Origin of the sequence: Pseudomonas sp. Pseu.R1 (genome assembly GCF_045764065.1) — a bacterium.
Lineage (GTDB): Bacteria > Pseudomonadota > Gammaproteobacteria > Pseudomonadales > Pseudomonadaceae > Aquipseudomonas.
On sequence record NZ_JBJGEE020000001.1, the window covers coordinates 3,910,041 to 3,922,022 of the forward strand.

The 11,982-nt window shown below is 59.9% G+C and carries 11 protein-coding genes; 8 read left to right on the forward strand and 3 right to left on the reverse strand.

Annotation, left to right across the window (positions count from 1 at the left end):
• Positions 1-170: 170 nt before the first annotated feature.
• The 3 genes from ACI5GA_RS18140 to ACI5GA_RS18150 all read left to right on the forward strand — a co-directional run bounded on the left by ACI5GA_RS18140 (position 171) and on the right by ACI5GA_RS18150 (position 3,375).
• The gene (locus ACI5GA_RS18140; protein WP_421425490.1) at positions 171-1,565 is read left to right on the forward strand and encodes an FAD-binding oxidoreductase; all 1,395 of its coding nucleotides are present in this window, start codon (positions 171-173) and stop codon (positions 1,563-1,565) included.
• 41 nt (positions 1,566-1,606) lie between these two features.
• The gene (locus tag ACI5GA_RS18145) at positions 1,607-2,272 is read left to right on the forward strand and encodes a fumarylacetoacetate hydrolase family protein (protein ID WP_404635052.1); all 666 of its coding nucleotides are present in this window, start codon (positions 1,607-1,609) and stop codon (positions 2,270-2,272) included.
• Positions 2,273-2,454: 182 nt separating this feature from the next.
• Positions 2,455-3,375 (forward strand): SdiA-regulated domain-containing protein, encoded by a 921-nt coding sequence (locus ACI5GA_RS18150; RefSeq protein WP_421423661.1) that lies wholly within the window; start codon positions 2,455-2,457, stop codon positions 3,373-3,375.
• 169 nt (positions 3,376-3,544) lie between these two features.
• Here ACI5GA_RS18150 and rpiA read toward each other — a convergent pair whose 3' ends face one another.
• On the reverse strand, positions 3,545-4,216 hold the full coding sequence (gene rpiA, locus ACI5GA_RS18155) for a ribose-5-phosphate isomerase RpiA (RefSeq protein ID WP_404635048.1): 672 nt from the start codon (positions 4,214-4,216) through the stop codon (positions 3,545-3,547).
• 147 nt (positions 4,217-4,363) lie between these two features.
• Between rpiA and ilvA the strand changes: the two genes are divergently transcribed.
• Positions 4,364-5,878, forward strand: a complete 1,515-nt coding sequence (gene ilvA, locus ACI5GA_RS18160) for a threonine ammonia-lyase, biosynthetic (protein ID WP_421423663.1) — start codon at positions 4,364-4,366, stop codon at positions 5,876-5,878.
• A gap of 173 nt (positions 5,879-6,051) precedes the next feature.
• A complete protein-coding gene (locus tag ACI5GA_RS18165; RefSeq protein WP_404636271.1) occupies positions 6,052-6,480 on the forward strand; it encodes a DUF2269 family protein in 429 nt (142 codons plus the stop codon).
• Between the two features lie 71 nt (positions 6,481-6,551).
• On the opposite strand, the gene ACI5GA_RS18170 is transcribed toward ACI5GA_RS18165, so the two are convergent.
• On the reverse strand, positions 6,552-7,208 hold the full coding sequence (locus ACI5GA_RS18170) for an HAD family hydrolase (protein ID WP_404636272.1): 657 nt from the start codon (positions 7,206-7,208) through the stop codon (positions 6,552-6,554).
• A 165-nt stretch (positions 7,209-7,373) separates the two neighbouring features.
• Between ACI5GA_RS18170 and ACI5GA_RS18175 the strand changes: the two genes are divergently transcribed.
• Both ACI5GA_RS18175 and ptsP read left to right on the forward strand, forming a co-directional pair.
• Entirely contained in the window at positions 7,374-7,853 is a 480-nt protein-coding gene (locus ACI5GA_RS18175) for an RNA pyrophosphohydrolase (RefSeq protein WP_062379340.1), read from the forward strand.
• A gap of 21 nt (positions 7,854-7,874) precedes the next feature.
• Positions 7,875-10,154, forward strand: coding sequence for a phosphoenolpyruvate--protein phosphotransferase (gene ptsP / locus ACI5GA_RS18180; protein WP_404636273.1), 2,280 nt, complete (start codon positions 7,875-7,877; stop codon positions 10,152-10,154).
• A 160-nt stretch (positions 10,155-10,314) separates the two neighbouring features.
• Here ptsP and ACI5GA_RS18185 read toward each other — a convergent pair whose 3' ends face one another.
• The gene (locus tag ACI5GA_RS18185; RefSeq protein ID WP_404636274.1) at positions 10,315-11,061 is read right to left on the reverse strand and encodes an NRDE family protein; all 747 of its coding nucleotides are present in this window, start codon (positions 11,059-11,061) and stop codon (positions 10,315-10,317) included.
• 115 nt (positions 11,062-11,176) lie between these two features.
• Here ACI5GA_RS18185 and ACI5GA_RS18190 point away from each other — a divergent pair, with 115 nt between their 5' ends.
• Positions 11,177-11,959: a sulfite exporter TauE/SafE family protein gene (locus ACI5GA_RS18190; RefSeq protein WP_421423666.1), complete on the forward strand. Its 783-nt coding sequence runs from the start codon at positions 11,177-11,179 to the stop codon at positions 11,957-11,959.
• Positions 11,960-11,982 lie beyond the last annotated feature (23 nt).

Below are 11,982 nucleotides of genomic sequence, written 5' to 3' on the forward strand. Positions count from 1 at the left end.
GGGAATGGCCCGCATCAAAGTGGGCCTCACGGCGCAACGGCGCCATCGCAGGTCGGCCTCAGGCACGTCGCTGCGGGGGCGGTATGCTAGCATATGTGCCCCGCTAAATACCCGTTCCTGCGACGTGAGCCGTTCTCAGGATGACCATGAATTGTTCGAGGGTTCTGTTGATGTTGCTGCCTGCGCTGATAGATGAACTGAAGTCCTTGGTCGAGCCGGGCAAAGTCCTCACCGACGCCGATTCCCTTGAAGCGTACGGCAAGGACTGGACCCGCCAATTCGCCCCTGCGCCCAGCGCCATCGTGTTTCCAAAGACGGCCGAACAGGTGCAGGCGATTGTCCGTTGGGCCAATGAACACAAGATCGCGCTGGTGCCTTCCGGCGGCCGCACCGGGCTGTCCGCTGCAGCGGTGGCGATGAACGGCGAAGTGGTGGTCTCGTTCGACTACATGAATCAGATTCTTGAATTCAACGTCACGGACCGCACCGTACGCTGCCAGCCGGGTGTCATCACCAAGCAATTGCAGAACTTCGCCGAAGAGAACGGCCTGTATTACCCGGTCGACTTCGCCTCGTCAGGGTCCAGCCAGATTGGCGGCAACATCGGCACCAATGCCGGTGGGATCAAGGTCATTCGCTACGGCATGACCCGCAACTGGGTTTCGGGGCTGAAAGTCGTCACCGGCAAAGGCGACATCCTTGAACTGAACAAAGACCTGACCAAGAACGCCACCGGCTACGACATGCGTCAGTTGTTCATCGGCTCGGAAGGGACGCTAGGTTTCGTCGTCGAAGCGACAATGCGCCTGGACCGCGAGCCGAATAACCTGACTTGCATGGTGCTCGGCACGCCGGATTTCGACTCGATCATGCCGGTGCTGCACGCGTTCCACGGCAAGCTGGACCTGACTGCGTTCGAGTTTTTCTCCGGCAAGGGCCTGGCCCATATTCTGGCGCGGGGCGACGTGCCGGAGCCGTTCGAAACCAAAACGCCGTTCTACGCCTTGCTGGAGTTCGAAGCGAGCAACGAAGAAATCGCCAATCAGGCGCTGGAAACCTTCGAATACTGCGTGGAGCAGGGCTGGGTCATCGATGGCGTGATGAGTCAGAGCAAACAGCAGTTGCAGAACCTCTGGAAACTGCGCGAATACCTGTCGGAAACCATTTCTCACTACACGCCGTACAAGAACGACATTTCGGTCACGGTGTCGAAAGTGCCCGCGTTCCTGAATGAAATCGACACCATCGTCAGCGAGAATTACCCCGATTTCGAGGTGGTCTGGTACGGCCACATCGGTGACGGCAACTTGCACCTGAACATCCTCAAACCGGGCCACTTGCCCAAAGAGGAGTTCTTCGCCCGTTGCGCGACGGTCAACAAGAAGGTGTTCGAAACCGTCGAGAAATACAACGGCTCGATCTCGGCCGAGCATGGCGTGGGGCTGGTCAAGCGCGATTACCTCGAATACAGCCGTTCGCCGGTGGAAATTGAGTACATGAAAGCGCTAAAAGCAGTCTTCGATCCAAACGGCATCATGAATCCGGGCAAGATCTTCGCGCTGTAAGCGACGATCCACTGAATAGACGCAGCAATAAAGGAACGCTCATGAGCTATCAGCACAAATACGTCGACGGGACCAAGGTCCATTTTCCACTGGGCAAAGTGGTTTGCATCGGCCGTAACTACGCCGAACACGCGAAGGAGCTGGACAACCCGGTCCCGACCGAACCTCTGTTGTTCATCAAGCCCGGCAGTTGCGTGGTGGAGATCGAAGGCGGTTTCAGCATTCCGCAGGACCGGGGTTCGGTGCATTACGAGGCTGAAATTGCGGTGTTGATCGGCAAGCCGCTGAGCAAGAACCCGAGCCGTGAAGAAGTACTGGATGCGATTTCCGGTTTCGCCCCAGCGCTGGACCTGACGCTGCGCGACGTACAGTCCAAGCTCAAAGAGAAAGGCCTGCCGTGGGAAATCGCCAAATCGTTCGACGGCGCGGCAGTGATTGCCCCGTTCGTGTCGGCGGATGCCTACCCAGACCTGACCGACATCGCCATTCGCCTGACCGTCAACGGCGAGGTGCGCCAGGACGGCAACAGCAGCCAGATGCTCAACCCGATCGTGCCAATGATTCAGCACATGGCTTCGCAGTTCTCGTTGCAGGCCGGTGATGTGATTCTGACCGGTACTCCCGCGGGCGTCGGCCCATTCCATGTGGGCGATCAGATCGTGCTGGAACTGCCGGGCCAGAGCCGTTTCGAGAGCGACGTGCGCTGAGCTGATCCGTATGCGTTGATAAGGCCGCCTGTGACGATTCGCAGGCGGCCTTTTTCGTATTTGGAACAGGATGTTGCAGTAAGCGTGGATTGCCGTTTTTTTCACACGTGATCTGGATAATCCTTCGCCGATTGCTGCGCAGAGCGCCGCACCCATGGATTTTCTTTTGCAGGATCGTTTCGATGGCCGCTACTGATCAATCGCTCGCTTCCCCCAAGCCGCGCCCGCGTTTTCACTGGTCCTGGCTGCTGATCGCCCTGGCGGTGATTCTGGTGGGGCTGTCTTACGCCTGGCACTGGGATGATCGCGGTCTGTTGTGGCTGCGCGAGCAAGCGGTCTCGGCGTCCGAGCGCAATGCTAGCATCTGGTTGCCGGATTACCGGGTTGTGATCGACGGCAAGCCGCTGGGTGGGCTGGAGAAGGATGAAGCGTCGGACCTTTCCTATGACGCAGCGAGCAAAACCCTCTATTCAGTGATGGGCAAGAACCCGTTTTTGGTCGAGCTGAGCCTGACGGGCGATGTGCTGCGCAAGATTCCGCTGGTGGGTTGGGGCAACCCCGAAGGCATAGCGGTGCTGGGCAATGGCCTGATCGCGATTGTCGACGAACGTGAGCACATGCTGTCGATGGTGACTGTGACGCCGGACACCAAGACCTTGAACATCGCCGACTTTCCGAAATACGACCTGGGGCCTTCTGCGGATCAGAACAAAGCCTTCGAGGGCGTGGCGTGGGATGCACGCAACCAGCAAATCCTGCTGGGCGAAGAGCGCCCACCTGCACTGTTCAGCTGGAAGTCCGATGGCAGTGCGGTGTTGAAGGGTGACAAGCAAAAGCTGGTGAATGACAACCTGATCATGCGCAACCTGTCGGCCCTGCATGTCGATCAGAAAACCGGACACTTGCTGGCGCTGTCGGCTGAATCGCATTTGCTGTTGGAACTGGACGAGAAAGGTACGGCCGTCAGCTTCATGGCGCTGGTGCGTGGGTTGAATGGCCTGGACCACAACATCCCTCGCGCCGAAGGCGTGACGATGGACGAAGAAGGCACGATCTACGTCGTCAGTGAGCCGAACCTGTTTTATTCGTTCAAGAAGAAGTGATGCGAACCTGAATGCACCTGCAGATTTTGCGGCAACTGAGAGTCGCAGCTCAGGCGCGACTGTTGTGGGAGCCGGCTTGCTGGCGAAGGCGTTGTGTCAGTCGATATCAATGTGACTGACCTGACGCATTCGCCAGCAAGCCGGCTCCCACAAGGGTAAGGCGTTGTGTTTACCGGGTCAGGGTCTTCACGCCTTCCTGAGTACCCAACAGCAACAAATCCGCCGAACGTGCTGCGAACAGGCCGTTGGTGACCACGCCGACGATGGCGTTGATCTGAGCTTCCAGTTCCACCGGGTTGGTGATGTTCATGTTGTGCACGTCGAGGATGATGTTGCCGTTGTCGGTCACCACACCTTCGCGATAAACCGGGTCGCCGCCCAGTTTCACCAGTTGACGTGCGACGTGGCTACGGGCCATCGGGATGACTTCGACCGGCAGGGGGAATGCGCCCAGCACGGGCACCAGCTTGCTGCCGTCGGCGATGCAGATGAAGGTTTTGGCCACGGCCGCAACGATCTTCTCGCGAGTCAGGGCTGCGCCGCCGCCTTTGATCAGATTCAGGTGCTCGTCGCTCTCGTCGGCGCCGTCAACGTAGAACTCCAGATCGCTCACGGTGTTCAGTTCGTAAACCGGGATGCCATGGCCTTTCAGGCGGGCGGCAGTGGCTTCGGAACTGGCGACAGCACCGTCAAATGCGTTTTTGTGCTTGGCCAGCGCATCGATGAAGCAGTTGGCGGTGGAGCCAGTGCCGACGCCGACGATGCTTTTGTCGTCGAGCTTCGGAAGGATGAAGTCGACAGCGGCCTGGGCAACGGCCTGTTTGAGTTGATCCTGGGTCATGCGGGGCTCCACGGGGGCCAATGGACACAAAAAGGGCGGGCATTATAGCGATATGCCCTGATTAAAACCCGGGTCTTTGTGTGGTCGTCGGTCGGGACGCGGGGTAGACTTCTCGGCCTTGCCCTTTTCGTCAGTGATGCTTTCCCGATGCTCGAACAGTACGTCAAGAAGATCCTCACCTCCCGCGTCTACGACGTTGCCGTGGAAACCCCGCTGCAGGGCGCCCGTCAATTGTCCGAACGTCTCGGCAACCAGGTGCTGCTCAAGCGCGAAGACCTGCAACCGGTGTTCTCCTTCAAGATTCGCGGCGCCTACAACAAGCTGGCACAGCTGACCGCAGAAGAGCTGGTGCGCGGCGTGGTCACGGCCTCGGCGGGCAACCACGCGCAGGGCCTGGCGCTGGCGGCGAAGAAGCTGGGGATCAAGGCGACCATCGTCATGCCCAAGACCACCCCGGAGATCAAGGTCGAAGGCGTGCGTTCGCGAGGCGGCAAAGTGGTGCTGCACGGCGACTCTTTCCCCGAAGCGCTGGCGCATTCGCTGAAGCTGGTCGAGGAAAAGGGCTACGTGTACATCCACCCTTACGACGACCCTGACACCATCGCCGGGCAAGGTACAGTGGCCATGGAAATCCTGCGTCAGCACCCGGGGCATCTGGACGCGATCTTCGTTCCGGTGGGCGGCGGCGGCCTGATCGCCGGGATCGCGGCCTACGTCAAATACCTGCGCCCCGAAATCAAAGTGATCGGCGTCGAGCCGGACGACTCCAACTGCTTGCAACAGGCCATGGCCTACGGCGAGCGCGTGGTGTTGCAGCAGGTCGGGCTGTTCGCCGATGGCGTGGCCGTGGCGCAAATCGGCCAGCACACCTTCGACATCTGCAAGGATTACGTCGATGAAGTGATCACCGTCAGCACCGACGAAATCTGCGCGGCGATCAAGGACATCTACGACGATACCCGCTCGATCACCGAGCCCGCAGGCGCTTTGGGTGCGGCGGGGATCAAGAAGTACGTCGAGCAATACGAAGTGAAAGGCCAGACGTTCGTCGCCATCGAGTCCGGCGCCAACGTCAATTTCGACCGCCTGCGCCACGTCGCCGAGCGTGCCGAACTGGGTGAGGGCCGCGAGGCGATCATTGCCGTGACCATCCCCGAACAGCCGGGCAGCTTCAAGGCGTTCTGCGAAGCCGTCGGCAAACGGCAGATCACCGAATTCAACTACCGCTACCACACCGACCGCGAAGCGCACATTTTCGCCGGCGTGCAGACCCACCCGGAAAACGACCCGCGCAAGGCGCTGCTCGCCAGCCTCACCGAGCAGGGCTTCCCGGTGCTGGATTTGACCGACAACGAACTGGCCAAACTGCATTTGCGGCACATGGTCGGCGGGCATTCGGAGCGGGTCAGTGATGAAGTGGTGCTGCGCTTCGAATTCCCGGAGCGACCGGGTGCGCTGTTCAACTTCCTGAACAAGCTGGGCGGGAAATGGAACATCTCGATGTTCCACTACCGCAACCACGGCGCAGCGGATGGCCGCGTGGTGGCCGGGCTGGTGGTGCCGGAAGACGAGCGGCATCTGGTGCCGCAGGCGCTGGCGGAGATTGGGTATCCGTATTGGGATGAGACGAACAACCCCGCTTATAGGCTGTTCTTGGGCTGATTCGGCTGTACACCAGCCGGCTTGCTGGCGAAGGCGGTGCATCAGAATGACACGCCACATTCGGCAGCAAGCCGGCTCCCACAGGTTGTGTATGACTAGATACCTTCGCTCAACGCAACTTCCTCGGCGCGACTACGCTCAAAGCACGGCCTTCTATAAAGGAAAGAACCGCCATGGAACACTTCGCCGCCCTGAAAATCCTGCACATGGTGATGACCACCTTGCTGTTCATCAGCGGTCTGGCGTTGACGGTCTGGATCGTGCGTGGGCGCCGGGCGGGGGACTTGACCGTGCAGAACCGCGCCATGCAACGGCCTTGGGTGTTCGTCTGGTTGTTGATGGGGTTGTGTTTGCTGACGCTCCCGATCAGCGGCTGGTGGCTGGTGCACTACGCCGGTTGGCCACTGGGGCAGACCTGGGTGCTGGGCAGCAGCATTCTTTACACCTTCGGTGCCCTGAGTTGGGCGTGGTTGGCGGTGCGGGTCAATCGGTTGCGTAGATCGGTGATTGTCGGCAACCCCAAATTCACATTGGGGCTGGCGATTTTTAGCGCGGTTTGTTTCGTCGCCATTGCCGGGCTGATGGGCGCAAAGCCTGTCTGATATCTTGCCGACCACCTTGTGGGAGCGAATGAATTCGCTCCCACAGCGGGTATTCAGGTGTTCTTGCAGTCTCAATCGCGTAGCGAGATGACCGGCCAGCCGCGACGGGTCGCTTCGGCGCGCAATTTCTCATCCGGATCAACCGCAACCGGGTTCGTCACTTGCTCCAGCAGTGGCAAGTCGTTCATCGAGTCGCTGTAGAAATAACTGTCGTCCAGGTTGAAGCCGTTTTCTTCAATCCAGCGATTCAGTCGCGTGACCTTGCCTTCACGGAAGCACGGCACGTCAGTGGTGCGGCCGGTGTAGCGGCCGTCGACGATTTCGCATTCGGTTGCCAACAGAGTGTCGATCCCCAGGCGGGCCACAACCGGCGCGGTCACGAAGCGGTTGGTCGCGGTGATGACCACCAGCTTGTCGCCTGCGTCGCGGTGTTTGGCGATCAGGGCCAATGCTTTGGGCAGAATCAGCGGCTCGATGCAGTCGCGCATGAAATCACCGTGCCATTCGTCGAGTTGCGCCATGTCGGTGCGGCCCAGGATTTCCAGGCTGAAATTCAGGTAGTCGGTCAGGTTCAAGGTGCCTGCCAGATAGTCCTGATAGAACGCGTCGTTACGGGCCTTGTAGGCGGCTCCGTCCAGGATGCCGCGCTCGCACAGGTAATCGCCCCACGCGTGATCGCTGTCACCGCCGAGGAGGGTGTTGTCGAGGTCGAATAAAGCCAGACGCATGGGGTTACTCGCTGAATTAACTGAAAAAAGAGCACAAGAATACGAGGTTTCATCAAGTGATCGCATCTATTAATGCTCTTGTGGCGATAAGCTGCCTGCGCCTCGTTGCTGCCTTCACGATCTTTGTGGAACAATGCGGCGACATGCGTTTGCGAGGTTGTAGCCGTGATCGACCCCGATGGTTTCCGCCCTAATGTCGGGATAATTCTGACAAATGATGCTGGCCAGGTCTTATGGGCTCGCCGTATCAACCAAGATGCCTGGCAGTTTCCGCAAGGGGGTATCAACCCTCAGGAGACGCCGGAAGACGCGCTCTACCGTGAATTGAATGAAGAAGTCGGCCTGGAACGGCACGATGTTGAAATTCTGGCCTGCACCCGTGGCTGGTTGCGCTATCGTCTGCCGCAACGCCTGGTGCGCACGCACAGCCAACCGCTGTGCATTGGCCAGAAACAGAAATGGTTTCTCCTGCGCCTGATATCCAACGAGCAGCGGGTGCGGATGGATTTGACCGGTAAACCGGAGTTCGATGGCTGGCGTTGGGTCAGTTATTGGTACCCGTTGGGCCAGGTGGTGACATTCAAGCGCGAAGTCTATCGCCGCGCACTCAAAGAGCTTGCCCCGCGCCTGTTGGCGCGCGACTGACACGGAGTTCGACCCCGAGCCATGCTCAATACGCTGCGCAAGATCGTCCAGGAAGTTAACTCCGCCAAGGATCTCAAGGCGGCGTTGGGGATTATTGTGTTACGCGTCAAAGAGGCCATGAGCAGCCAGGTCTGCTCGGTCTATTTGCTCGACCCCGAAACCAATCGTTTCGTGCTGATGGCCACCGAGGGCTTGAACAAGCGCTCGATCGGCAAAGTCAGCATGGCCCCCAATGAAGGCCTTGTTGGCCTGGTCGGCACCCGCGAAGAACCGCTGAACCTGGAAAACGCCGCCGATCACCCCCGTTATCGTTACTTCGCCGAGACGGGGGAGGAGCGTTACGCCTCGTTTCTCGGCGCGCCGATCATCCACCATCGACGTGTCGTCGGCGTATTGGTGATTCAGCAAAAGGAGCGTCGTCAGTTCGACGAAGGGGAAGAAGCCTTCCTCGTGACCATGAGTGCCCAGCTCGCGGGCGTAATCGCCCACGCTGAAGCGACCGGCTCGATTCGCGGTTTGGGGCGTCAGGGCAAAGGCATTCAAGAAGCCAAGTTCGTCGGCGTGGCAGGTTCGCCCGGCGCGGCAGTCGGTACGGCGCTGGTGGTCTTGCCACCGGCCGATCTGGACGTGGTGCCCGATAAGGCCATCACCGATATCGATGCCGAAATCAAACTCTTCAAGAACGCACTCGAAGGCGTTCGCAGCGATATGCGTGCGCTTTCGGCGAAATTGGCCACCCAATTGCGCCCTGAAGAGCGCGCGTTGTTCGACGTCTATCTGATGATGCTGGACGACGCCTCGCTGGGCAGTGAAGTCAAAAACATCATCAAGACCGGCCAGTGGGCACAGGGCGCACTGCGCACCGTGGTTAACGAGCACGTCAACCGTTTCGAACTGATGGACGACGAATACCTGCGTGAGCGGGCATCGGACGTCAAAGACCTGGGCCGCCGTCTGCTTGCCTATTTGCAGGAGGAGCGTCAGCAAGCGCTGGTCTATCCCGACAGCACCATTCTGGTCAGTGAAGAACTGACGCCCGCAATGCTCGGCGAAGTGCCGGAAGGCAAGCTGGTCGGTCTGGTCTCGGTGCTGGGTTCGGGCAACTCCCACGTGGCGATTCTGGCGCGGGCGATGGGCATTCCCACCGTCATGGGGGCGGTGGATCTGCCGTATTCCAAGGTCGATGGCATTGAGCTGATCGTCGACGGCTACCACGGTGAGGTCTACACCAACCCCGGTGAAGTGCTGCGCAAGCAGTATTCGGTGGTAATGGAGGAGGAGCGTCAGCTGGCGCAAGGCCTCGATGCGTTGCGCGAATTGCCGTGCGTGACCCTCGATGGCCATCGCATGCCGTTGTGGGTGAACACCGGTCTGCTGGCGGACGTGGCCCGCGCTCAACAGCGTGGCGCCGAAGGGGTGGGGCTGTACCGCACCGAAGTCCCGTTCATGATCAACCAGCGCTTCCCGAGTGAAAAAGAACAACTGGCGATCTATCGGGAGCAATTGGCAGCCTTCCATCCGTTGCCGGTGACCATGCGCACGCTGGACATTGGCGGCGACAAGGCGCTGTCGTACTTCCCGATCAAGGAAGACAACCCGTTTCTGGGCTGGCGCGGTATCCGTGTCACCCTCGATCACCCGGAAATTTTCCTGGTGCAGACCCGAGCGATGCTCAAAGCCAGTGAGGGTCTGAACAACCTGCGTATTCTGCTGCCGATGATTTCTGGTACTCATGAGACTGAAGAAGCCCTGCACTTGATTCACCGGGCGTGGGGTGAGGTGCGCGACGAGGGCACCGACGTGCCGATGCCGCCTGTGGGCGTGATGATCGAAATTCCGGCGGCGGTCTATCAGACCCGCGAGTTGGCGCGTCAGGTGGACTTCCTGTCAGTCGGCTCCAACGACCTGACTCAGTACCTGCTGGCCGTCGACCGCAACAACCCGCGTGTGGCGGACCTTTACGACTACCTGCACCCCGCGGTTCTGCAAGCGCTGCAAAATGTCGTGCGCGATGCCCATGCCGAAGGCAAACCGGTAAGTATTTGCGGCGAGATGGCAGGCGATCCGGCGGCTGCAGTGCTGTTGATGGCGATGGGTTTCGACAGCCTGTCAATGAACGCCACCAACTTGCCGAAAGTGAAATGGATGCTGCGTCAGATCCATCTGAGCAAGGCCAAGGAATTGCTGGCGCAACTGATGAACAACGACAACCCGCAAGTCATCAGCAGCTCGCTGCAACTGGCGCTGAGGAACTTGGGGCTGTCGCGGATGATCAATCCGGCGTCCGTTAAAGGGCATTGATCGGACACAAGTCTCGACGACACACTTGCCCTCTGATGATCGTTCCCACGCTCCGCGTGGGAGCGCCGCCCCGGGCGCTCTGCGCCCACAACGACGCAGAGCGTCGAAGGATGCATTCCCACGCAGAGCGTGGGAACGATCATGCACAGGGGCGATACATTCAGATGTGCAGGCTCACCTCACCCAATCTCCCACCATATGGCCCGAAGCTGCGCTCAATCAGCCTCCGGCTCCCGTCTGCATTGACGATCAACACCGTACTCGCCCGCGTCCCGTAATTAGGGCTGGCAATGAACACGCTGGACAGCAATTTCTCCGTCGCATGCCCCACGCCGGTGTTCGGCAGGTCGGCGTCCGCAGCCGCGTTGGCATCCGACAGAAACGCAAACAGGGCGTCAGGCGCAGGATCGTTCAGATGCTCAGTCAGCGCAGCTTTAGCCTTGACCAGCTTGGGCCACGGCGTATCGAGGCCTGCGTTGGACACCCCGTAAACCCCCGCCTCAAGCTTGCGCGGTACAGGATCGCCAGCATTGAGAAAGTGCAACGAGTGGCGATCCCCGACCAGCAGATTGAACCCGCCGTATTCCGTCGAACGCCCCGCAGCTTCGCGTAAGTAATCATCAATGGACAGAGAACCGCTCAAAAAATGAGCAACCAGCTCACCTCGCGAGCGGCGTCCCAACGGTTGGCCGGGGTTGCGAATATTGGTCAGCGCCGCGAAACGCCCATCGGCAGAAACCCCGAGCCAGGTGCCGCCCGCTTCCAGATCGCGACCGGCGTAGACATGTGGGGAGTCTTCCCATTGCGCCAGTGGCAGCGTCGGGCGGGCGTAGAATTCATCACGGTTGGCCGCCAGGATCAGCGGCTGCGAGTGGTCAGGGCGCCAGGCAAAGACGATCAGGCACATGCGGCCTCCTTGTTTTTTGCCACTCTACCTAGCGTTCAGGTGGACATCCATCGCGCGCGGCTAGAGGCAGGTCGCCCGCTCCGGTAAACTGCCGCACTGATTTTTGGAGACCCCCATGGAATTTCTGCTCTATCTGGCCCTGGGCGCCTGCGCCGGCGTGCTGGCCGGGCTGTTTGGCGTGGGCGGTGGCATCATCATCGTTCCGGTGCTGGTGTTCAGTTTCACGTTGCAAGGCTTCGACAGTTCGGTACTGACGCACCTGGCCGTGGGCACGTCGCTGGCGACGATCGTGTTCACCTCGATTCAGTCTGTGCGTGCTCACCATCGCATGGGGGCGGTGCGCTGGCCGGTGTTCGCCTGGATGACCGTGGGGATTCTGATCGGCGCCGGGCTTGGTTCGCTGACCGCCAGCTACATCGCCGGGCCGCATTTGCAGAAAATCATTGGTGTGTTCGCGATCCTGGTCGCGATCCAGATGGCGCTGGACCTCAAGCCCAAGGCCAGCCGTGGCGTGCCCGGCAAGCCGGGGTTGGTGGGGGCTGGCGTGGTGATTGGCTGGGCGTCGGCGATTTTCGGCATTGGTGGCGGCTCGCTGACGGTGCCGTTTCTCACCTGGCGCAGTCTGACCATGCAGCAGGCGGTGGCGACGTCATCGGCGTGCGGTTTTCCGATCGCGGTGGCCAGTGCCATAAGTTTCATGATTCTTGGGTGGCACGATCCGTTGTTGCCCCCGCATAGTCTCGGTTTCGTGTACCTGCCTGCGTTGATCGGCATCGCTGTCACCAGCATGTTCTTCGCCCGTTTCGGGGCGAGATTGGCGCATAAACTGTCACCCAGGGTGCTGAAACGACTGTTCGCACTGCTGCTGGTGGTGGTCGGTACCAGTTTTCTGATTTGATTCGTCGCTCTTCGAGCGCTCAT

Coding starts and splice junctions, on each gene's coding strand:
- ACI5GA_RS18185 (WP_404636274.1), bottom strand. CDS start 11,061: ATGTGCCTGATCGTCTTTGCCTGGCGCCCTGACCACTCGCAGCCGCTG.
- rpiA (WP_404635048.1), bottom strand. CDS start 4,216: ATGACCCAGGATCAACTCAAACAGGCCGTTGCCCAGGCCGCTGTCGAC.
- ACI5GA_RS18140 (WP_421425490.1), top strand. CDS start 171: ATGTTGCTGCCTGCGCTGATAGATGAACTGAAGTCCTTGGTCGAGCCG.
- ACI5GA_RS18190 (WP_421423666.1), top strand. CDS start 11,177: ATGGAATTTCTGCTCTATCTGGCCCTGGGCGCCTGCGCCGGCGTGCTG.
- ilvA (WP_421423663.1), top strand. CDS start 4,364: ATGCTCGAACAGTACGTCAAGAAGATCCTCACCTCCCGCGTCTACGAC.
- ACI5GA_RS18145 (WP_404635052.1), top strand. CDS start 1,607: ATGAGCTATCAGCACAAATACGTCGACGGGACCAAGGTCCATTTTCCA.
- ACI5GA_RS18165 (WP_404636271.1), top strand. CDS start 6,052: ATGGAACACTTCGCCGCCCTGAAAATCCTGCACATGGTGATGACCACC.
- ACI5GA_RS18170 (WP_404636272.1), bottom strand. CDS start 7,208: ATGCGTCTGGCTTTATTCGACCTCGACAACACCCTCCTCGGCGGTGAC.
- ACI5GA_RS18150 (WP_421423661.1), top strand. CDS start 2,455: ATGGCCGCTACTGATCAATCGCTCGCTTCCCCCAAGCCGCGCCCGCGT.
- ptsP (WP_404636273.1), top strand. CDS start 7,875: ATGCTCAATACGCTGCGCAAGATCGTCCAGGAAGTTAACTCCGCCAAG.